The sequence below is a fragment of the Ruegeria sp. CDSC045 genome (assembly GCF_059610725.1).
Genome location: NZ_JBXWOE010000010.1, coordinates 18,845 through 37,894 on the forward strand (window position 1 = coordinate 18,845; position 19,050 = coordinate 37,894).

General features: G+C 55.7%; 17 protein-coding genes. 8 read left to right on the forward strand and 9 right to left on the reverse strand.

Features of this window, described 5'->3' with window-relative positions; translation table 11 throughout:
• Positions 1 to 321 precede the first annotated feature (321 nt).
• The 5 genes from AC2FH6_RS16225 to AC2FH6_RS16245 all read left to right on the forward strand — a co-directional run bounded on the left by AC2FH6_RS16225 (position 322) and on the right by AC2FH6_RS16245 (position 5,634).
• Positions 322 to 1,713 carry an MATE family efflux transporter gene (locus AC2FH6_RS16225; protein WP_496703605.1) on the forward strand — a complete coding sequence of 464 codons (1,392 nt, stop codon included), beginning with the start codon at positions 322 to 324 and terminating at the stop codon, positions 1,711 to 1,713.
• A complete protein-coding gene (locus AC2FH6_RS16230; RefSeq protein ID WP_281973536.1) occupies positions 1,710 to 2,141 on the forward strand; it encodes a glyoxalase superfamily protein in 432 nt (143 codons plus the stop codon). Before AC2FH6_RS16225 ends, AC2FH6_RS16230 begins: the two co-directional genes overlap by 4 nt.
• A 588-nt stretch (positions 2,142 to 2,729) precedes the next feature.
• The gene (locus AC2FH6_RS16235) at positions 2,730 to 3,110 is read left to right on the forward strand and encodes a DUF4345 domain-containing protein (protein ID WP_496703607.1); all 381 of its coding nucleotides are present in this window, start codon (positions 2,730 to 2,732) and stop codon (positions 3,108 to 3,110) included.
• Between the two features lie 14 nt (positions 3,111 to 3,124).
• A complete protein-coding gene (locus AC2FH6_RS16240) occupies positions 3,125 to 3,985 on the forward strand; it encodes a DUF302 domain-containing protein (protein ID WP_496703609.1) in 861 nt (286 codons plus the stop codon).
• A 71-nt stretch (positions 3,986 to 4,056) separates the two neighbouring features.
• Positions 4,057 to 5,634 (forward strand): arylsulfatase, encoded by a 1,578-nt coding sequence (locus AC2FH6_RS16245; protein WP_496692090.1) that lies wholly within the window; start codon positions 4,057 to 4,059, stop codon positions 5,632 to 5,634.
• Between the two features lie 106 nt (positions 5,635 to 5,740).
• Here the strand turns inward: AC2FH6_RS16245 and tnpB are convergent, their stop codons facing one another.
• Together tnpB and AC2FH6_RS16255 are read right to left on the reverse strand one after the other, a co-directional pair.
• Positions 5,741 to 6,094: an IS66 family insertion sequence element accessory protein TnpB gene (gene tnpB, locus AC2FH6_RS16250; RefSeq protein WP_496703611.1), complete on the reverse strand. Its 354-nt coding sequence runs from the start codon at positions 6,092 to 6,094 to the stop codon at positions 5,741 to 5,743.
• Positions 6,095 to 6,737: 643 nt separating this feature from the next.
• Entirely contained in the window at positions 6,738 to 8,129 is a 1,392-nt protein-coding gene (locus tag AC2FH6_RS16255) for an aminotransferase family protein (RefSeq protein WP_496703612.1), read from the reverse strand.
• Between the two features lie 243 nt (positions 8,130 to 8,372).
• Here AC2FH6_RS16255 and AC2FH6_RS16260 point away from each other — a divergent pair, with 243 nt between their 5' ends.
• Positions 8,373 to 10,001, forward strand: coding sequence for an acyl-CoA synthetase (locus AC2FH6_RS16260; protein ID WP_282022212.1), 1,629 nt, complete (start codon positions 8,373 to 8,375; stop codon positions 9,999 to 10,001).
• Here the strand turns inward: AC2FH6_RS16260 and AC2FH6_RS16265 are convergent.
• The 7 genes from AC2FH6_RS16265 to hmgA form a co-directional block, all read right to left on the reverse strand.
• Positions 9,998 to 10,333, reverse strand: a complete 336-nt coding sequence (locus AC2FH6_RS16265; RefSeq protein ID WP_281973544.1) for a DOPA 4,5-dioxygenase family protein — start codon at positions 10,331 to 10,333, stop codon at positions 9,998 to 10,000. The two genes, AC2FH6_RS16260 and AC2FH6_RS16265, sit on opposite strands and share 4 nt — an antisense overlap.
• Before the next feature lie 88 nt (positions 10,334 to 10,421).
• Complete coding sequence (gene maiA / locus AC2FH6_RS16270; protein WP_281973543.1) at positions 10,422 to 11,060, reverse strand: maleylacetoacetate isomerase; 639 nt, start codon at positions 11,058 to 11,060, stop codon at positions 10,422 to 10,424.
• A gap of 19 nt (positions 11,061 to 11,079) precedes the next feature.
• The gene (locus AC2FH6_RS16275; protein ID WP_142639098.1) at positions 11,080 to 11,277 is read right to left on the reverse strand and encodes a DUF2783 domain-containing protein; all 198 of its coding nucleotides are present in this window, start codon (positions 11,275 to 11,277) and stop codon (positions 11,080 to 11,082) included.
• Between the two features lie 5 nt (positions 11,278 to 11,282).
• Positions 11,283 to 12,893: an FAD-dependent oxidoreductase gene (locus AC2FH6_RS16280; RefSeq protein ID WP_496698960.1), complete on the reverse strand. Its 1,611-nt coding sequence runs from the start codon at positions 12,891 to 12,893 to the stop codon at positions 11,283 to 11,285.
• 127 nt (positions 12,894 to 13,020) lie between these two features.
• Positions 13,021 to 13,971: an MBL fold metallo-hydrolase gene (locus AC2FH6_RS16285; RefSeq protein WP_496703615.1), complete on the reverse strand. Its 951-nt coding sequence runs from the start codon at positions 13,969 to 13,971 to the stop codon at positions 13,021 to 13,023.
• A 10-nt stretch (positions 13,972 to 13,981) separates the two neighbouring features.
• Complete coding sequence (gene fahA, locus AC2FH6_RS16290) at positions 13,982 to 15,238, reverse strand: fumarylacetoacetase (RefSeq protein ID WP_496703617.1); 1,257 nt, start codon at positions 15,236 to 15,238, stop codon at positions 13,982 to 13,984.
• A gap of 65 nt (positions 15,239 to 15,303) precedes the next feature.
• Positions 15,304 to 16,659, reverse strand: a complete 1,356-nt coding sequence (gene hmgA / locus AC2FH6_RS16295; protein ID WP_496702847.1) for a homogentisate 1,2-dioxygenase — start codon at positions 16,657 to 16,659, stop codon at positions 15,304 to 15,306.
• Between the two features lie 58 nt (positions 16,660 to 16,717).
• On the opposite strand from hmgA, the gene AC2FH6_RS16300 reads away from it, so the two are divergent.
• Together AC2FH6_RS16300 and AC2FH6_RS16305 are read left to right on the forward strand one after the other, a co-directional pair.
• On the forward strand, positions 16,718 to 17,170 hold the full coding sequence (locus tag AC2FH6_RS16300) for a MarR family winged helix-turn-helix transcriptional regulator (protein ID WP_142639108.1): 453 nt from the start codon (positions 16,718 to 16,720) through the stop codon (positions 17,168 to 17,170).
• 61 nt (positions 17,171 to 17,231) lie between these two features.
• Positions 17,232 to 18,470: an adenylate/guanylate cyclase domain-containing protein gene (locus AC2FH6_RS16305; protein ID WP_496702849.1), complete on the forward strand. Its 1,239-nt coding sequence runs from the start codon at positions 17,232 to 17,234 to the stop codon at positions 18,468 to 18,470.
• The last annotated feature ends 580 nt before the right edge of the window (positions 18,471 to 19,050 follow it).

The window sequence follows — 19,050 nt, forward strand, 5'->3', positions numbered from 1 at the left end:
TTGGTTCACGTTGCTGCGTCTCTAACTATGGGCTCTCCTGTCGCCACTCTCTGCGGAGCACTTCAACTGGTGGTAAGAGCCCATTTTACCAATTTTTCTGCAACGCGGCGTAAGTCAGCTTCCGCAAAATCGGATGCAGACTAACCGCTTGACGACAGAAAAATTTCAGATTAGCCAACGTACAGGCTGTGGACGCCTGCCTCCCGCTGACTTTTGTCTTGGTTAAGTTCTGCGACGTAATTCTCTATCTACCTCTTTCCGCATATCGCGCGGATGGTAATGCGGGTCCCATCTCAAATTGCGCGATCAGGCAAGAGAGATATGACCGATAGCCCCACTAATACATTCACCGATGGGCCGCTTGGCACCATCTACTTTAGGACCGCACTCCCGATCATTTTCGTGATGGGGATGAATGGGCTTCTGTCTGTTGCAGATGCGCTGTTTCTGGGCATTTATGTAGGCCCTGATGCGCTGGCTGCGGTCACGTTGATGTTCCCGATCTACATGCTGATTGTGGCGCTTTCCACGCTTGTGGCGAACGGCATGTCGAGCCTTCTGGCGCGATCCCTTGGCGCGGGTGACATGAACGGCGCGCGTGCCACGTTTGCTGGCGCACATGGGCTGGCAATTGGGTTGGGCGCAGTTCTGATAGTGTTGTTCCTTCTATTGGGCCAGCCAGTTGCATTGCTGGCCGCTGGTGGGTCAGAGACTTTGGCGCAGATGGGGTTGGTCTACCTGCGGATTACGGTGTTCTTCTCACCGCTTTTGTTCGTGTTGTCGGTAAATTCTGATGCGCTGCGCAACGAAGGGCGCGTGGGCTTTATGGCCGCGATGAGCCTGCTGGTTTCGATTGCAAACATGGGGTTCAACTACGTACTCATCGCCGTTCTGGACATGGGCGTAGCTGGGTCAGCCTATGGAACTGCGGCGGCACAGGCGCTCGCGTTTGCTATCATTTTTGCGTACCGATTGTTTGGGGAAACATCGCTGCGTCCTGCGACCTTGCTGTCCCATTCCGTATGCGGAAAATGGGGGCGGATCCTCGCACTGGGTGCACCACAAAGCCTCAATTTCATTGGACTAGCTCTCGGGTCGGCCGCGATTATCTCAGCCCTCCAATGGATTGGTCGCCCGGGTTACGCCGACACAATTACTGCTTACGGGATCATCACGCGGGTCATCACCTTTGCTTTCCTGCCACTTCTGGGCTTGTCGTTTGCAATGCAGACGATCACGGGCAACAACTATGGTGCTGAACTTTGGCAAAGGTCAGATGCAAGCCTGCGCATGGCACTTTGGGTCGCGTTTGTTTATTGCGCAATCGTGCAGGCCGTCGTGATTAGCATGCCTAGCCGGATCGCCAGCGCGTTTGTAGACGACACGTCGGTCATTGCAGAGGTTGCGCGCATCTTGCCGGTAATAACATGTGTCTTTTTCCTGTTGGGCCCGTTGATGATGATTGCGACCTATTTTCAGGCGATTGGATCTGCAGGAAAGGCAGCCCTTCTAGGGCTGACAAAACCTTATGCATTTGCGATCCCGTTGACGTTTCTGTTGCCCTTCTGGTTTGGCGAAGTTGGCATCTGGTATGCGGGTCCGCTGGCCGAAGTGATGATGTTGGGTCTTACTGTTGTAGTGCTTTGGCTCTCCGCCCAAGACCCAGAGCTAAAATGGGGCATTTTCCACACCAAAAAAGGAGTGGCGTCATGAACACGCAATTTCCGTCAGCTACGCAAGCTAAGGATCAAGCTAAGCGTTTGCGCACAAAATTGACCGAGGAAGGTGCATCGATTGGCCATGCCAAGTCCCTCGAGTTGGTCGCCCACCAACACGGGTTCCGCGATTGGAACACGATGTTTGCAGCCATCGGAAACGGACCACCCAAGGGATGGGCCATCGGTGACAAGGTCAGCGGAACGTATCTATCGCAACCGTTCACGGGGCATGTGGTCTCTATTTCGATCATGAAACCAGGATGGTTCCGGTTAGAGGTGCACTTGGATGAAGCCGTAGACGTTGTCACATCCGAAGGCTTCTCAAATTTCCGCTCGCGCATTCGTGGTGTAATTGGTCCCAAAGGACATTCTGTTGAACGAACAAGCGACGGGCAGGCGCACCTTCAAATCAATTTATGCTGACAGGGAAATCCGGTTCTTAAATTTGTCAGCGGCTGTTGGCGCGATTGAAGCCGATGGCTGTCTTGTCTTGCAACCTGTGAATATGTCGTATTAAAAATTCTGCGCAATCGACGAATGGCAGATTTTGCCGCTGCCCTGCGACGGCGGAACCTGACCTCTTACGGCGATTTTCGTGCTGCGAGCGCGCGCAGCAAAAATACTGAAGGTACAGGTTGGGCTCAGTACCGACCTCAGATGCGGCGCGGCATCTGCCAGTTTCGCAGAACCAGTATCGTAGCAGATGGCCCAAAGGAGACATCCATCTTCCTCGACAGCGCCGCTTCACCAGACCTGCCATTCGCTGCGCAAGCAACATCAACGGGCGGATTAAGGATCAAGTCGCGGTACGAAGCGGTAATTCGTCTCGTGGTACATGCTTGACTGAGTTGGGGACAAAGCCTGATATGCAGGTCGTGCCTGCGGTACTATCCTAACGTCCCGCGTAAGTTTCCCGCGGTAAGGAAATTGACCATAGTTCTGAGTTGCCCAACGCGGAATTGACAGTATATTCTATCTGGCTCTTGTAGAGGCAGCCAAAAGGGAAATTCCTTGTCTGGCCGTTTTGTTTTGTTGCTCGCATCCGTTGGGTTGTTCCCGATCGCACTGTCTTATGGCGCGATACCGTCGGCGAGTGTGCCGATGTTGCTGGGAATTCCAGTCGACACGACAGAGCTCACCCACATCTTCCGGGCAATTATGGGGCTGTATCTGGCGATGTTGATGTTTTGGATTGCTGGGGCATTAAAGCCCGCCCTTACAAACGCCGCCCTTTGGAGCCTGTTCCTCTTCATGGCCGGGCTCGCCGCTGGCCGACTGCTGAGCTTTTTGGTCGATGGCTTGCCAAATTTCTTGCTGGTGTTCTACTTTTTGGCAGAAATCCTTTTCGCAGCTTTGGCTCTGCTTCGTTTGCGTCAACAAGGCGCGGTTTGATCAGGAGGGTCAACTTGGGTATCCGAAACACTCTGTTGGCCGCTGCGCTGGCATTAACTCCGATCTCCGCCGATGCAGATGATACACTGCAAGCCGACACCGATATTTTGTTCGAAGCAGTGGCAGAGGCGGTGACAGATGCCAAAATGGCAAGGGTGATCGAGATAGATCATGCCCGTTTGGCGGCTGGCGAAGGCGTGGAGATGCCACCGTCGAGAGTTTTGCTTTTCTCTGATCCCGGCGTGAACGCTGCCATCCTGAGCGAGAACATTCGTGCGGGGTTGGATCTGCCCTTCAGGGTGTTGTCATACGGCGACGAGGCTAAGCCGTCCTTATCTTACACGTCCTCTGCGTTCATCGCCAAACGTCACGGACTTGAGGGGTCAGCGGCCCTTGCTGCCTTTGATGAGCGCCTGCAAGCGGTACTGCGCGCGGTTGATGGCGCAGACCCGAGCCCGATTCCCACCGATGCTGTCGAGCGTGATTTTGGCATTATTGAAATTGCGTCGGCGTATGGCGTTGCCGAAACGGTTGCGCGCCTCGAAAAAGCAGTGACCGCGCAAACAGATACAATTTGGTTCGGCGAGATCGATTTTATGAAAGAAGCTGCCGCGTTTGACGTTGCCCTTCCCGCCGCAAAGCTGCTGCTGTTCGGGGGGCCAGCGCCCGGTGGAGTCGCAATGGCGGATTACCCGGCGATCGGTCTTGATGCCTTTTGCCAGAAACTGCTTGTCTATGAAGGCACAGATGGCAACGCTGTGGTTCTGTTCAACGACATCGCCGCCTTTGCACAGCTCTACTATGGTAGCTCAATCGAGCCACACGCGATGCTCAACAAACGTTTAAGCGCGACATTTTCCGCTGCTGTACAGTAATTACGCGCTTATAAATTTGGGGCTATGAGGACGACCAGACGACCCCGATACGATGCAAGAAAGGATGATTCATGCAGAAACGCTTATCAATCGCGCGCACTTTCGTCGGAGCGGTCGTCGCTTCGGTTGCTGTCGCCGCAAGCGCAGTTGCTCAAGAGGACAAGCCAAATATTTTGGTGATCATGGCTGACGATGTCGGTTGGGCCAGCTTGGGAAGCTACCACCAAGGCGTCAAAAGCATCAAAACACCGAACCTGGACCAGCTTGCCGAAGCGGGAACGCGGCTGACGGACTACTACGCGGAACCGACCTGTACCGCAGGTCGCGCTGCGTTTTTGACGGGTCAGTTTCCTGTACGTGTCGGGATGCACACTGTTGGTCTTCCCGGTGATCCCGTGGGTCTGAGCAATGAAGACCCCACGCTTGCAAACATGCTAAAGGCCTTGGGGTATACCACCGGTCAATTCGGGAAAAACCACTTGGGCGACCAGAACCAGTTTTTGCCAACAACAAAAGGTTTCGACGAGTACTGGGGCTGGCTCTACCATTTGAATGCGATGGAATATACGTCGGACCCTGACTGGCCAGACGATCCCGAATTTAATGCCCAATTCGGTCCGCGCAACATCATACATGCCTTTGCAACCGAAGAACTGGATGAAACGGTGGATCCGCGTTGGGGCGTGGTCGGCAATCAGCGCATCTTGGACGATGGACCCGCGCCGCCCGAGCGTCAAAAGACGCTCGATGATGAGGTGACCGAAAAGACGATCGACTTTATTGATCGCGCTGTCGAAGCGGATACACCGTTTTTTGTATGGATGGCCCCGGCCAGAGCGCATGTTTGGACGCACCTGAGCCCCAAATACGAAGACATGCTGGGCGATGGGCGTGGGCTGCAGGACGTTGTGATGCAAGAGCTTGACGACAATGTGGGCAAAGTGATGGCGCGGCTTGACGAGCTGGGTGTCACTGACAACACAATTGTGGTTTTCACTGCTGACAATGGCCCTGAAACGATGACCTGGCCGGATGGTGGCACGACACCATTTCACGGGGAAAAAGGAACAACCTGGGAAGGTGGTTTCCGCGTTCCGGCGATTATCAAATGGCCCGGCAATGTTCCTGCTGGACGCGTTGCAAACGGCATTATGTCCGGTATGGACTGGATGCCGACGCTGGTGGCAGCGGCAGGTGGCCCTGACAACCTGCCCGAGGCGCTCTTGTCTGGATATGAAGGCTACACAGCACATTTGGACGGATACAACCAACTGTCGTATTTGACGGGAGGTGCCGAAAGCAACCGCGACGAAATCATCTACTACGAAGGCACGAGCCTTCAGGCCGTCCGCTACAGGGACTGGAAAGCCCATTTCGTAATCCAAGAGCATGGCTGGGCCGGACCAAAAGAAGAATTAAATGCGCCGATGTTGTTTAATCTGCGCCGCGATCCTTATGAAAAGGCCGCCGAAGAATCCGGGATGTATACCAAATGGATGGGGCAGAAGATGTGGGCGTTTGGACCTGCTGCGCGACTGGTGCAGCAACACCTTCAGACATTCCAAGAGTTCCCGCCGCGTGGCTCTGACCTGGCCAATCAAAGCCAAGTTGAGAAACAGGTTTCCAGCGAAGGCGGGATGTCTCAATAACGGCTAGAAATACACAATTCAGCACTTCGCCGTGGTGACGGCGGAGTGCTCCTTCCACTATCTCTCAAGATTCTGCTTTGGGCTCGGTATCGCCGTTCGCTGCTATTCACATCAGGGACTGATTGCAGTCCGAAGCGCGCGTTATCACACGCTTCGAATCAAGCCCTTCGAAAAGGGCCTCAAACTGCGATTTGGTCATCGTCATCACCCCGTCACTGACGCGTGGCCATTCAAAACCTTCACCCCCGATCCGCTTATAGATCAGCACAAGACCCGCCCCGTCCCAAACTATGAGCTTCAGCCGGCCCGTGCGTGTCGAACGGAAAACAAATATGGCAACACAGCATGGATCGAGATCGAATTCATTCAGAACGATCGCCTCCAAACCACCCATGCCTTTACGAAAATCGACTGGCTTGGTGGCGGCGTAGAATTTAAAGTTGCCAGCTGGTGAAATCATGAATGGCTATCCATCGCGAGTGCAATTTTGACCAAACAGTTCACCGGATAATTGGCAGGAAAGGCATGGTGCTTTCCCGGCGCGCCAGAAGATTGCGATTGTCAGTTTCTGGATCACGGCCTGGCTGCGTCTCTTCGTTAATTAGAACCTTCGAAAAAATTTGTTCTTCGTTCCGCGCGACGCTTTTGACCTATGAAGATTTCACGCCTGACCTCCATTTGTAGACGAGGGATTGCGAAACGTTGCAATCCTCCAAGATGTCACCAACGTCAGTTCACCGAGATCAAGTTTGGTTTTGACAAACCTCTTGACGCGGGCGGCCAGACACGGCGTCCTCCCGCATGCACCTAAATGGTGAATCCATTGGCTTAGAATGATTGTGGAAATTGCCTCATTGCTGCCGCCTCTCGTTTTAGACAATATGCCATGGAAACAAGAGGCAGATCAGGGGCTAATTCGGGGGTCAGTTGCAACGCCCCGCTCAACGGATACATCAACGGATTCTACAATCCGGGCCGCCGACATTCAGCACTGAGCGGGAACATCCGGTCGCATATTGAGGGTTTGGGCATCCGTCTTGAGAAAAAACCGGCGCAAGCAGCGCCGGTTTTCATGGTCTCATCCTAAGAGACTGCTAACGGTGTCAGCCGAATACACGCCCCAGTGCGCCATCGACAGCATCGGTGATTTGGTCGATGTCATCCGCGGTGGCAATCAGCGCTGGTGAGAAGCACAGAGTGTTGTTCCGACCGGGGACCGAGCGGTTAGTTACGCCGATGATCACGCCTTGCGCCATGCAGTCGGCCACAACGGCTTGGGCAAGCTTCTCATCAACTGGCTCACGGGACGCGCGGTCTGCGACCAGCTCAGCACCCAGGAACAAGCCTTTGCCGCGTACATCGCCGATGACCTTGTGCTTTTCCATCAGCGCCTGAAGGTTGCCCGTCATCCGGTCGCCCATGGCCGTGCAGTTGCCCAACAGGTTTTCATCCTCGATAATCCGCATGTTCTCGATCGCGGCGGCCGGACCGGCGGTGCAGCCCCCAAAGGTCGAGATGTCGCGGAAATAGCCCATCGGGTCCGAGGCGTCTTCTTTGAACATGTCAAAGACTTCCTCAGTAGTTACCATGCAGGCGATGGCGGCATAGCCCGAGGCGACACCCTTGGCCATGGTCACGAAATCCGGCTTCACACCATATTGCTGATACCCGAACCAGGTACCGGTGCGGCCAACGCCACAGACGACCTCGTCAATATGCAGCAGGATGTCGTACTTCTTGCAGATCTCCTGCACACGCTGCCAATAACCCTCGGGCGCTTCGATCACGCCGCCGCCTGCGGTCACGGGCTCAAGGCACAGGGCGCCAACCGTATCCGGGCCTTCGCGCAGGATCACATCTTCGATCTGATCCGCGGCCCATTCGCCGAAATTCTCTTCGGGCGCACCGTCCAGCTCGTGCTTGCGGTATTCCATGCAATGCGGCACGCGGATGAAACCGGGGGCGAAAGGCCCGTACTGCGCGTTGCGCTCGTCCTGACCACCTGCCGACATCGCTGCCAGGGTCGAGCCGTGATAGTCGCGGTCACGGTACAAAATCTTGGTCTTCTTGCCGCCGTATTTCTTGTGGGCGATTTGGCGAACCATCTTGAACGCCTTCTCATTCGCCTCGCTGCCCGAGTTGGTGTAATACACGCGGCTCATGCCAGGCATTTTCTCGATCAGCTTTTCGGCGAACAAAGCACCTGGGATCGAGCCCGCCGAGTTGGCGAAATAGCACAGCTTCATCAGCTGGTCGTAAACCGCCTTACAGATCGATTCGCGGCCATAGCCGACATTCACAGTCCATACGCCGCCCGATACAGCGTCCAGATGCTCTTTGCCTTTTTGATCCCAGACACGCATGCCCTTACCTTCGACAATGATGCGCGGGTCGTTGGTTTCAAAGGGTTTATGCTGGATCAAGTGGTGCCAAATATGGGCGCGGTCGGCTTCGACGACGCGGGAAAGATCGTTTTCGTTGAACGTGCCGTCCATGACATGTCCTTTCAAAATTAGCGTGTGCACATCTTGCAGAGGCGGTGTCGCCTCGGCTTGTATATTCGATGGCTCAGATCAGCGTGAATGGCCAGTACAAGATAGGGCCAGATCGGGCAGGTTGGTATCGCCAGTCGGGCACAGCACAGTTATTTGGCCGCCTCAGCCCGTATTTCTACGGGTTTGTCATGGGACTATGTTTGTGTTCAATTCGCGCAACTTGCGATTTGGGAGGATCCGCAGATGACAGGGGCCAACATATATGAACGCCACTTGGATCAATGCCAGGCGAATTATACGCCGCTGTCACCGCTAAGCTTTATCGAACGGACGGCGCAGGTCTACCCTGATTACCCGTCAGTTGTTTATGGCGTCCGCCGGTATTCCTGGGCAGAAACCTATACCCGTTGTCGTCGACTGGCGAGCGCTCTGGATAGGCGTGGAATAGGGCGAGGAGATACAGTTTCGATTATCGCAGCAAACATCCCCGAACTGTACGAGGCCCATTTTGGCGTTCCCATGGCTGGCGCCGTGCTGAACGCGATTAACACCCGGCTGGACGCGCCGATCATTGCCTTCATCCTGAACCATGCGGAAACCAAGGTGCTGTTGGTCGATCCGGAATTTTCTACGGTTGTGCAAGACGCACTGGAACAGGTTGATCACGATATTCTCGTCATCGATATCGAGGATCCCAGCTTTGATGGTGGCGAGAAACAGGGCAGTCTGACTTACGATGCGCTCTTGGCCGAAGGCGATCCCGAGTTCGCATGGTCCCTGCCAGCGGATGAATGGGATGCGATCACGCTGAATTATACCTCAGGCACCACAGGCAATCCAAAAGGGGTTGTGTATCATCACCGCGGTGCGGCCCTGAATGCCCAATCTGATCTGCTGGACTGGGGCATGCCCCGGCATTCAGTCTATCTGTGGACCTTGCCGATGTTCCACTGCAACGGCTGGTGTTTCCCTTGGGCCATGGCGGCAAATGCAGGGGTCTCGGTTTGCCTGCGGGCGGTTCGGGATGAGCCGATTTATGCCGCCTTCCGGGACGAGAAGGTCACGCATTTCTGCGGTGCGCCGATTGTTCTGAACATGTTGGCCAACGCGCCCGATCACCTTAAGGATTTCGATCACGAGATCAAAGTGATGACCGCAGGCGCTCCACCTCCGGCGGCTGTGGTTAAGAAGATGGAGGATATGGGGATCGAGGTTACCCATGTCTATGGCCTGACCGAGACTTATGGTCCGTCCGTGGTCTGCGCCTGGAAGGATGAATGGAACAGCAAAGAAGGCGAAGAACGCGCCGCTTTGAAGGTTCGTCAGGGTGTGCGGTATTCGGCCCTGTCCGGCCTTATGGTGGCCGACCCGGATACGTTGGAACCCGTGCCTGCGGATGGCGAGACGCTGGGTGAGATTTTCATGCAGGGCAATGTTGTCATGAAAGGTTATCTCAAAAACTCCGATGCCACGGACAAGGCGTTCCGGGGCGGCTGGTTCGCCTCGGGCGATCTTGGGGTGATGCATGCGGATGGATATGTCGCACTCAAGGACCGGTCCAAAGATATCATCATCTCAGGAGGTGAGAATATCTCATCGGTTGAGGTTGAGGATATCTTGTACAAGCACCCCGCCGTGATGGAGGCCGCCGTGGTCGCCCGCCCCGATGACAAATGGGGCGAAACACCCTGCGCCTTTGTTGAACTCAAACCAGATGGGCAAGCGACAGAGGCAGAGATCATCGCGTTCTGCCGGGACAACATGGCCCATTTCAAGGTGCCTAAGACGGTGGTCTTCGGTCCTTTGCCAAAGACCTCGACCGGCAAGATTCAGAAGTTCAAGCTGAGAGATCAGGCCAAGGCGTTGGGTTAAGGCTGGTCGAAGATCGACAGATCTAGATCCAGCATCTCACCCATCCAAATTGCGCGGTCGCGGTGGTCTGCCAGATGCTCGCCGGTTTCGGGATGGGTGAATATCGTCAACCCTTGCCGATTCAGCGTCAGCCAGGGAATGACCTGATCAAATGCGTCGGCTGCAAAGCCCAACTGGCAGCTCCACCTTGGATGTGGGCCTACATTGCGGGCGTGCATCCGCCCCATTGCAACTGGGAACAGGCGCACTGCTTCTTCACAGAGCTGCCGGGCGGTATCCTGCGTTTCTGCATCGAAATAGACATGGGCGTGATAGCCGATGATTTCGGGCATTGGGGCCTCCTGCATTTTGTTTTGAAGAACGTAAGGCAGGGGTCAGGCAATTCCCATTCGCATCGGCACACAGACCCTGTGCAGAGGATCAGGTGGGGGCGTGTTGATCGGGATGCGCTGCGGCAAAGGCTGGGTGTTTGGCGCAGGCGGCCTCGACGCCCAGGATACGGGGCAGGTCGGTCAGATCGACCTGATAGCGGCGGGCATTGTACATCTGTGGGATCAGGCACAGATCAGCCAGCCCTGGCTGCGGTCCAGTGCAATATGGGGTCTGTTGGAAACCGCCCAACTGGGCTTCGAACGCAAGCAGACCCGGTCGTATGAAATGGTTCATCCAGTTGCCAGGCATGCCTTCTGCATTCCCACTGAGCGCGGTTGCATGGCGTGCGACTGACAAATTGCAGACTGGGTGAAGATCAATGGCTATGGTTTGTGCCAGCGCCAGTGCTTGTGCGCGAATACCGGGTTCCGCAGGAAGCAACCCCAGACCCCGTGTCATGTCCAGATAGTCGATGATTGCCAAAGATTGCGTCAGCCGCAGCCCGTCAATCTCAAGCACTGGAACCAGCCCTTGCGGGTTGCGCGTAAGATGCGCGTCAGATTTGTGATCTCCGGCGACAAGATCGACAGACACCGCACGATAGGTGATGCCAGCCAAGTTTAACGCGATCCGCACCCGGTAGCTGGCCGACGAGCGCCAATAATCATACAGAACTACGCCACTCATCGCTGGCCTCCTGTTTACGTCAATTCTCGTTCAGCTTGGCGGCTTTTAGGGCTTCAGACAACACCTCGGCATTTCCGATATGGTTGGCTAGCACCAGTACCAGCCGCGCATTCAGCGCGTCGCTGTCGGTTTTATCCAGCCCGTCATGGGCGGCGATCAGTTCAAAATAGAAATCATCTGCATTGTCCAGATTAGGGGTGAGGATCAGTTGGGTCATCTCGCTTACTCCTTACCGGTGGCCCTGCGGATCGCCTGCCGGAATGCGTTTTCTTCGTACGTATCACGGCGGGCGGCCACGTGTTGATCGGGACGGATCAGATAAACCGCGCTGGTGGCATCCCCCAGATAGCGGCGCTTGAGCGCCAGGGTCGGATCGTCCTTAACGGACAACGCCAAGCGGGTTGCCAGAACCCCGTCTTCCTCAAGAGTGTCTGGTGCGTCGGCGTCAATCGTCAAAAGGGTAAACTTGCCCGCGAGTTTCGGCAGCAGGAACGCGGCGCCGAGGGGGGCATCCGGGCACGCAGCGCCGGGACGGGTAATATCTGGCCCGTTCAGCGCATCTGCGGAATTCAACGACGAGCCCGCATAGGTACAAGGTGTGCTCAGACGGCCGGAATTCACCAGAGGGCGCGCGAATTCGTAGTGCTCGCCCAGGTCAAGAACGGCGTCGCGCAACAGGCGGGACATCTGGGATTTCGGCGTGATGAAGTCGGTCGAGCGACTGGAATAGGCAATATTCTCATCAGCGGCCTGCACCCGTTCATGGCTGTAGCTATCCAGCAAATAATCGGGCGCTTTTCCGTCGATAACCAGCTTCAGCTTCCAACACAGGTTGTCCGAATCCTGCACACCCGAATTGGCCCCACGCGCACCAAACGGGCTAACCTGATGGGCGCTGTCGCCGGCAAACAGGACCCGGCCATACCGGAATCGCTCCATCCGGCGACACTGGAAGGTATAGATCGAGACCCATTCCAAATCGAATTCGACATCTTCGCCCAGCATCTCCTTGAGGCGCGGGATCACATTCTCGGGCCGTTTTTCCCGTTCCTTGTCGATATCCCAACCCAGTTGCAGGTCAATGCGCCAGACATTGTCGGGCTGTTTGTGCAGCAGGGCGGATTGCCCCCTGTTGAACGGTGGATCAAACCAGAACCAGCGTTCGGAAGGAAAGTCAGCCTCCATCACGACATCAGCTATCAGGAAGTTATCTTCGAACACGCGCCCGTCGAAATCCAACCCGAGCATCCTGCGGGCCGGAGAGTGCGCGCCGTCACAGGCGATCAACCAGTCGGCTTCGATGTTGTAGGGGCCTTCGGGGGTCTCTACCTCAAGCGTGACATGGTCCTCATGGGTGCCGATCGCCTCGACCCTATTGCGGCCGCGAATATCGATTGGCGCGCCTTCAGCTTGGAGTGCGCGCAAGCGGTCCACAAGGATCTGTTCTAGGTGATATTGCTGCAGATTGATAAATGCCGGATTGGCATAGCCTTGTTCTGGCTGCAAATTGAACTCATAGATCTGTCTTGTGTCGAAAAAGACCTTGCCGGTATCCCAAAGAACACCTTTCCGGACCAAGGGCTCTGCGCATCCAAGCCTGTCGGCTATGTCCAGCGTGCGCTGTGAAAAACAGATGGCCCGGCTGCCAAAGCTGACCTTGTCATTTTCGTCCAGAACGACAACCTCAACGCCCTGTTGTGCCAGATCAATAGCTGTGGCCAAGCCGATTGGCCCGGCGCCGATGACGATCACCTTGTGGCGTATTGGGGCTACGGCGTCCTGATCGGGATTTCGGGCGTAGGCGTAAAGCGGTATTTCGAAGATCTTGTTCATGGGGCTCTCCCATTGCGCTGCGCTGAGGGTCCTTTCCACCAGCCGTTCAGGCTCAGTGGTCCCGATCCCAGGGTCTCACCAATCCGTCCTGCGAAAAACGATCTGGATCAAATGCGACCGTATGTCCTTAACTCTGCAAGGCTTCCCACATCTCCAGATCTCGTTGGGCGGTCCAGATGCGCGGGGTGTCGATCCCGCGCGCCTCGTCATAGGCACGGGCGACGTTGAAGGGCAGGCAGTGTTCATAGATCGCGTAATCGGCGAATTTCGGGTCGCATTCGGCGCGCACCGCGTCCCATGCTTCTTTCAGGCTTCCTCCGCGCGCCGCAACCTTGGCTGCTGGACGATAGGTGCTGTCGACAAAATCGCGGGTGTTTTCGATTGCTGCATTGACCATGTCCTTGCCGACCAGGGCATCGCCACGGCCTGGCGCAATGGCGTCGACATCAAACCACTTGATCTCATCCAGTGTATCGCCCCAGTCGCCGAAATGCCCATCGCCGCAGTAACAGGCCGAGTGATACTCGACGATGTCACCGGTAAACATCACATTCTGATCGGGTACATGGATCACGATATCGCCTGCTGTATGTGCGCGGCCTAGATGCATCAGGTCAATCCGACGTTTGCCCAGATATACCGTCATGGTGTCGCTGAACGTGGTCGTGGGCCAGGTCAGACCGGGAATGCTTTCGTGCCCTTCGAACAGGCGCGGGAAACGCTGGAACTCACTGTCCCAATCTTCCTGTCCCCGTTCCACCACCATCGCGCGGGCCATGTCTGACATCATGATCTGCTGCGCCCCAAAGGCGCTGGCACCCAGAACACGGACGGCGTGATAATGGGTCAGCGCCACATGCGTGATCGGCTTGTCCGTGACCGAGCGCACGCATTCGATTACCTTGTTGGCCAAACGGGGCGTCGCCTGTGCCTCGACAATCATGACACTGTCATCACCGATGATGACGCCCGAATTCGGATCCCCTTCGGCGGTAAAGGCAAAAAGCCCGTCTCCTACCTCGGTGAACGAGATTTTCTTTTCCGACATGTCCCCTTGGGACGCAAATGCCTTGGCCATTTCTGGTTCCTTATCGCGAATATGGGTTTTCAAGCGCGGGCAGCACGGTTCCGGCACATTCGCCAAATCCGATCGTGTACCCTTTCCCCTTGGCCGCCCCTGTCAGGGTCAGCGTGTCGCCATCCTCGATAAAGCTGCGGCTTTCGCCGGTCTCCAGCGTTAGCGGCTCTTTCCCGCCCCAGCTGAGCTCCAGCATCGAACCGCGCTCGGGCTTTGTCGGGCCAGAGATGGTGCCGGACCCCAGCAGATCACCGGTGTTCATCGGGCAGCCCGACGTCGTGTGATGGGCCAACTGCTGTGCGGCGGAATAGTACATCTGGCTATAGTTTGTTCGCGTGATTGTGGTCGAGGCCTTGCCGTCCGGAGCCATCGTGATCGACAGATCAATGTCATACAGCATCGGGCCGTTCTCTTTGAGGTGATCCAGCAACTCAAAATCCCGCTCGGGCGTGTCACAGCGGAAAGGTTCCAGCGCCGCCTTGGTCACGATCCATGGGCTGATCGACGTGGCGGTGGACTTGGCCTGAAACGGCCCAAGCGGCTGATACTCCCACGCCTGAATATCGCGGGCGGACCAGTCATTCAGAAGGACATAGCCAAAGATATTGTCGTCTGCCTCTTGTACGGAAATTGGTCCGTCAGAGGGTGTGCCCACGATGGCGCCCATCTCAAGCTCGATGTCGAAACGACGGCTGGGAAGGAAGGCCGGAAGGTCCTGATCGGGGGATTTCAACTGACCCCAGGGGCGGCGGATATCTGTTCCCGACACCACGACCGAAGACGCCCGGCCATTATACCCGATGGGAATATGCAGCCAGTTAGGGGGCAATGCATTCTCTGGTCCACGGAACATGGTGCCGACATTTTGGGCGTGGTGCCGACCGGCGTAAAAATCGGTATATTCGCTGACGGCAAAAGGCATGTGCAGCTCGGCATCTGCCTGCGCCACAAGCAAAGGCGCGACGTCCTCTTGTGCCGCGCTGCCTTCGGCCAGCAGATCCATCAGACGGTTGCGCAGGGCGGCCCAAACGGCGGGGCCTTGCTCCATCAGCGGGTTCCAGAAAGGCAGGTCGAACAGCGGTTCGTCGTCCAGAACGACCAGTCCCTCGGCCTCGGCAGCTGTGACATCAAGGATCATGTCGCCGATTGCAACACCACAATGCGGGTCTTCGCCGCCTGTCGAAAACACGCCATAAGGCAGGTTGTTCAAAGGAAAAGGGTGATCGGCAGAATTGGCCGAGCTCACCCAGGATTTCTTCAATGGCATTTTGTCTCCAAACCTCTGTCAGGGGCCAAGATTTTTCGTCGAAAAATCTGCGACCTCAATCGGAATTATTTCTTGCCCGGTGTACCGTCGAACTTTTTCTCAAGCGACGTCCAGCAGTCAATGTAATCATCCTGGAGCGGGGCCTCGGTCGCTGCAAATGATGTCAGATGCTGCGGGAACCGGGTTTCGATCATGAAGGACATCGTATTATCCAACTTATCCGGTCCAAGGTTCGAATTCGACGCGTTGTCAAAGGCATCCTGGTCAGGTCCGTGCGGCAACATCATGTTGTGCAGACTCATGCCGCCGGGAACAAAGCCCTGTGGTTTGGCGTCATACTGGCCATAGATATTCCCCATCAACTCAGACATGATGTTCTTGTGATACCAAGGGGGGCGGAACGTATCTTCGGCCACCATCCAGCGTTCGCGGAACAGGACAAAGTCGATATTGGCCGTGCCCGGCTGTCCGGACGGCGCTGTGAGTACGGTGAAGATCGACGGGTCAGGGTGGTCAAACAGGATCGCACCCACCGGGCAATATGTGCGCAGGTCGTATTTGTACGGGGCATAATTGCCGTGCCAGGCGACTACATCCAACGGGCTTTGCCCAATCTTTGTGGTGTGGAACTGCCCGCACCATTTGACAGTGACGCTCGATGGTACCTCACGGTCTTCATAGGCCGCGATAGGTGCCTTGAAATCTCGTGGGTTAGCCATACAGTTGGCGCCGATCGGGCCGCGTCCGGGCAGTTCGAATTTTTGCCCGTAATTCTCGCAGACAAAGCCGCGGGCAGGGCCCTCAAGAACCTCAACCCGATAAACCAACCCGCGCGGCAGAATGGCGATTTCCTTGGGCTCAAGGTCGATGATCCCCAACTCGGTCGCAAAGCGCAGGCGGCCTTCTTGAGGCACCACCAGCAATTCGGAATCGGCCGAGAAGAAATAGTCATTCACCATCGATTCGGTGACCAGATAGATGTGGCTGGCCATCCCGACCTGCGTATTCACATCCCCTGCTGTGGTCATCGTGCGCATGCCTGTCAGCCATGTCAGCCCATCTTGGGTATGAGCGACGGGGTCCCAGCGATACTGGCCCAGGCTGGTAACATCTGGGTCAACACAAGGTGCCGATTTCCAATAGGGCAGGTCGATCTTATCGTAGCGATGCGAATGCTTCACCGAAGGGCGGATACGATAGCACCAGGTGCGCTCGGGTGGGTTGGCGGTAAAGGCAGTGCCGCTCAGTTGTTCGCCGTATAGCCCATAGTTGCAGCGTTGCGGGCTGTTCATGCCCTGCGGCAGCGCACCGGGTAGGGCCTCGGTTTCGAAATCATTGCCAAAGCCGGGCATATAGCCCGGATGGGTGCCAGCGGGTGTACTGGCCTGGATCATTTTATGCGGGTCTGTCGGATGGTTCATCCTTGGCTCCTGCTGTTTTCTGCTTGTGAGATAATAGTTGATTTTGTAACTAACAAGCATGACAAAGACAGAAAGTACCGAAAGAGACGGGTTTGATCTGCTGGATTTCCTGCCCTATCTGCTGAACCGGGCAGCCGAGGAAAGCGCACTGGAATTTCAGCGTGTATACAAAGACCGTTATGGGATGCTGCGCACGGAATGGAGAGTGTTGTTTCATCTGGGCAATTACGGAGAATTGAGCGCGAAAGAAATCGGTCAACGCGCCCGGATTCACAAAACCAAGATAAGCCGCGCGGTCAGCAGGCTTGAGCAGCGCCGATTTCTTGTCAGAACCGTCAGCCAGACGGATCGCCGCGTTGAACATCTTGCATTGACCACGGCCGGACGGTCGGTTTATCGCGAATTGCGCGGTATTGCGCAGCAATATGATGCTCAGCTTGCCGCAATGTTCACAGAAAACGAGGCTACCTTGTTGCGCAAAATGTTGCGAAAGCTGGCTGATATGAATTGACCTCTGGTAATTCGAACCTTTCGCTCCCAGATGGAAGCCAGAGCGGACACAGGAATGTGAAATGACAGCCCCGAACCAAAACGCGGCAAAATCAAATGATCTGATCAACTGGCTGGTGACGCGGGGCCTTGAAGGTGCCGAAAAAGAAGAATTGCTGGATGGCTATTGTACCCGTCTGATTGAACTTGGTGTGCCCCTGATGCGATTTCATGCGGCGCAATCGGCGCTGCACCCGGTATATGGCGGCACCGGATACAGCTGGTATCAAGACACCGGCGGTGACTATCAGAAATTCGAGTATTCAGAAGAGACCAGAGAAGACTGGATGAGCAGTCCTCTATATGCGATATTACATCACGATCTTGACGGCGTCCATGAACGCATGGTCGATCAGAACGAGCCCAGCCGCTATCCATTGATCAATGAATTACGCGAGGCTGGTGCGACGGAGTATTACGCTAAAGGTGTGAATTTCGATCCGCGGTCGCAGACCTCAAAAAAAGCCGTAGATGGAGTCCTGTTGTCGTGGGCTTCGAACGCGCCGGATGGGTTTCGGGAACAGGATCTTGACCTTATCAATACGGCTCTGCCCCATTTGGGCCTGGCACTAAAGTCAGCCTCGAACGCGCGGATATCCAAAGATCTGATGCGCGTCTACTTAGGTCGGGATGCTGGACGGCGTGTTTTGTCGGGTGAAATTCGTCGCGGATCCCTACAGCAGATCGACGCCGTGATATGGAATTTCGACCTTGAGGGCTTTACCAGCCTCTCCGAGAATCTGCCCGGAATCGAGATCATCGATATGTTGAACGACTATCTGGCGGTTGCCGTTGGCGTCGTGCACGATAATGGCGGCAATATTCTGAAGTTCATGGGCGATGGACTGATGGCTATGTTCAATGTCGGCGAGATTGAAGAGGACGTGCAGGCGGCCCTGCAGGCGGTTCCCATGTTGCAGGATCGGATCGCCGAACTGAATGCGCAGCGCGAATCCGCTGGACTGCCGGTGGCCAACTTCACACTGGCCTTGCATGCGGGCGAAATTCTGTATGGCAATATCGGTTCTGAGACACGTTTGGATTTCACGGTGATCGGCCCAGCGGTGAATCAGGCCGCGCGTATCGCTGGCATGCATCGGTCCTTGGGGCAACGGATACTGATCTCGGATGACGTAGCCCGCGCGGCGCAGCCCTGCGATCAGGATCTGATCTCGGTCGGGCGTTATATGCTGCGCGGTGTGGCCGAGCCGAAAGAGCTGTTTACGGTTTATAATGTTGCCGGAATGCAATCAGGCGTTTGAGCGTCCGGTTTGAGCCCATTCTGTGAATTCGGTTTTCTCGCTGCGGGCGCTCGCAGCACGAAAATCTCCGCGGCCGCATCATTCTCAGCGCCGCTGCGCGGTGTGAAAACCGGCCATTCAAGCATGCCGCTGCGAGATTTACTTCCCAGATTTACAGGTTGCGGACAAAACTGCCATTGCCATTAGGCCCAATTGTGTTTGCATTCTAGCCCGGCATAAGCGGATAACATCTTTGGCGGATGTCACAGGCCACCCAACATTTTGAGTGTTGATTGGAGCCGCGCAACACAAGCATCAGAAGCAAGCTCGTCCGAATTATAAGGCAGATGTAGTTTGGTAACGTCAAATTTTCCGATAAAACCGCGACCCGAGCTACAATACCTCGTTCGGAATCGCGAATTCTGATCAACGTTGTTCTCGAGCTGCACCAGTTGGGCCTCTACGAATGCCACTGCTTTTATGGTTCCTTCTGGAACATCCATTTTTAGACAATTGAAAGCACTACCGTCGTCTCCGACAAATAGGATAATTTGCTTGTGCCCTCTAGCAGATTGCACTTGCGAATGAAGTTGTTCGACGA

What these genes read in the sequence shown, in the direction of transcription:
- AC2FH6_RS16225 (WP_496703605.1), top strand. Translation starts at nt 322, where the DNA reads ATGACCGATAGCCCCACTAATACATTCACCGATGGGCCGCTTGGCACC.
- AC2FH6_RS16230 (WP_281973536.1), top strand. Translation starts at nt 1,710, where the DNA reads ATGAACACGCAATTTCCGTCAGCTACGCAAGCTAAGGATCAAGCTAAG.
- AC2FH6_RS16245 (WP_496692090.1), top strand. Translation starts at nt 4,057, where the DNA reads ATGCAGAAACGCTTATCAATCGCGCGCACTTTCGTCGGAGCGGTCGTC.
- tnpB (WP_496703611.1), bottom strand. Translation starts at nt 6,094, where the DNA reads ATGATTTCACCAGCTGGCAACTTTAAATTCTACGCCGCCACCAAGCCA.
- AC2FH6_RS16255 (WP_496703612.1), bottom strand. Translation starts at nt 8,129, where the DNA reads ATGGACGGCACGTTCAACGAAAACGATCTTTCCCGCGTCGTCGAAGCC.
- AC2FH6_RS16260 (WP_282022212.1), top strand. Translation starts at nt 8,373, where the DNA reads ATGACAGGGGCCAACATATATGAACGCCACTTGGATCAATGCCAGGCG.
- AC2FH6_RS16265 (WP_281973544.1), bottom strand. Translation starts at nt 10,333, where the DNA reads ATGCCCGAAATCATCGGCTATCACGCCCATGTCTATTTCGATGCAGAA.
- maiA (WP_281973543.1), bottom strand. Translation starts at nt 11,060, where the DNA reads ATGAGTGGCGTAGTTCTGTATGATTATTGGCGCTCGTCGGCCAGCTAC.
- AC2FH6_RS16275 (WP_142639098.1), bottom strand. Translation starts at nt 11,277, where the DNA reads ATGACCCAACTGATCCTCACCCCTAATCTGGACAATGCAGATGATTTC.
- AC2FH6_RS16280 (WP_496698960.1), bottom strand. Translation starts at nt 12,893, where the DNA reads ATGAACAAGATCTTCGAAATACCGCTTTACGCCTACGCCCGAAATCCC.
- AC2FH6_RS16285 (WP_496703615.1), bottom strand. Translation starts at nt 13,971, where the DNA reads ATGGCCAAGGCATTTGCGTCCCAAGGGGACATGTCGGAAAAGAAAATC.
- fahA (WP_496703617.1), bottom strand. Translation starts at nt 15,238, where the DNA reads ATGCCATTGAAGAAATCCTGGGTGAGCTCGGCCAATTCTGCCGATCAC.
- hmgA (WP_496702847.1), bottom strand. Translation starts at nt 16,659, where the DNA reads ATGAACCATCCGACAGACCCGCATAAAATGATCCAGGCCAGTACACCC.
- AC2FH6_RS16300 (WP_142639108.1), top strand. Translation starts at nt 16,718, where the DNA reads ATGACAAAGACAGAAAGTACCGAAAGAGACGGGTTTGATCTGCTGGAT.
- AC2FH6_RS16305 (WP_496702849.1), top strand. Translation starts at nt 17,232, where the DNA reads ATGACAGCCCCGAACCAAAACGCGGCAAAATCAAATGATCTGATCAAC.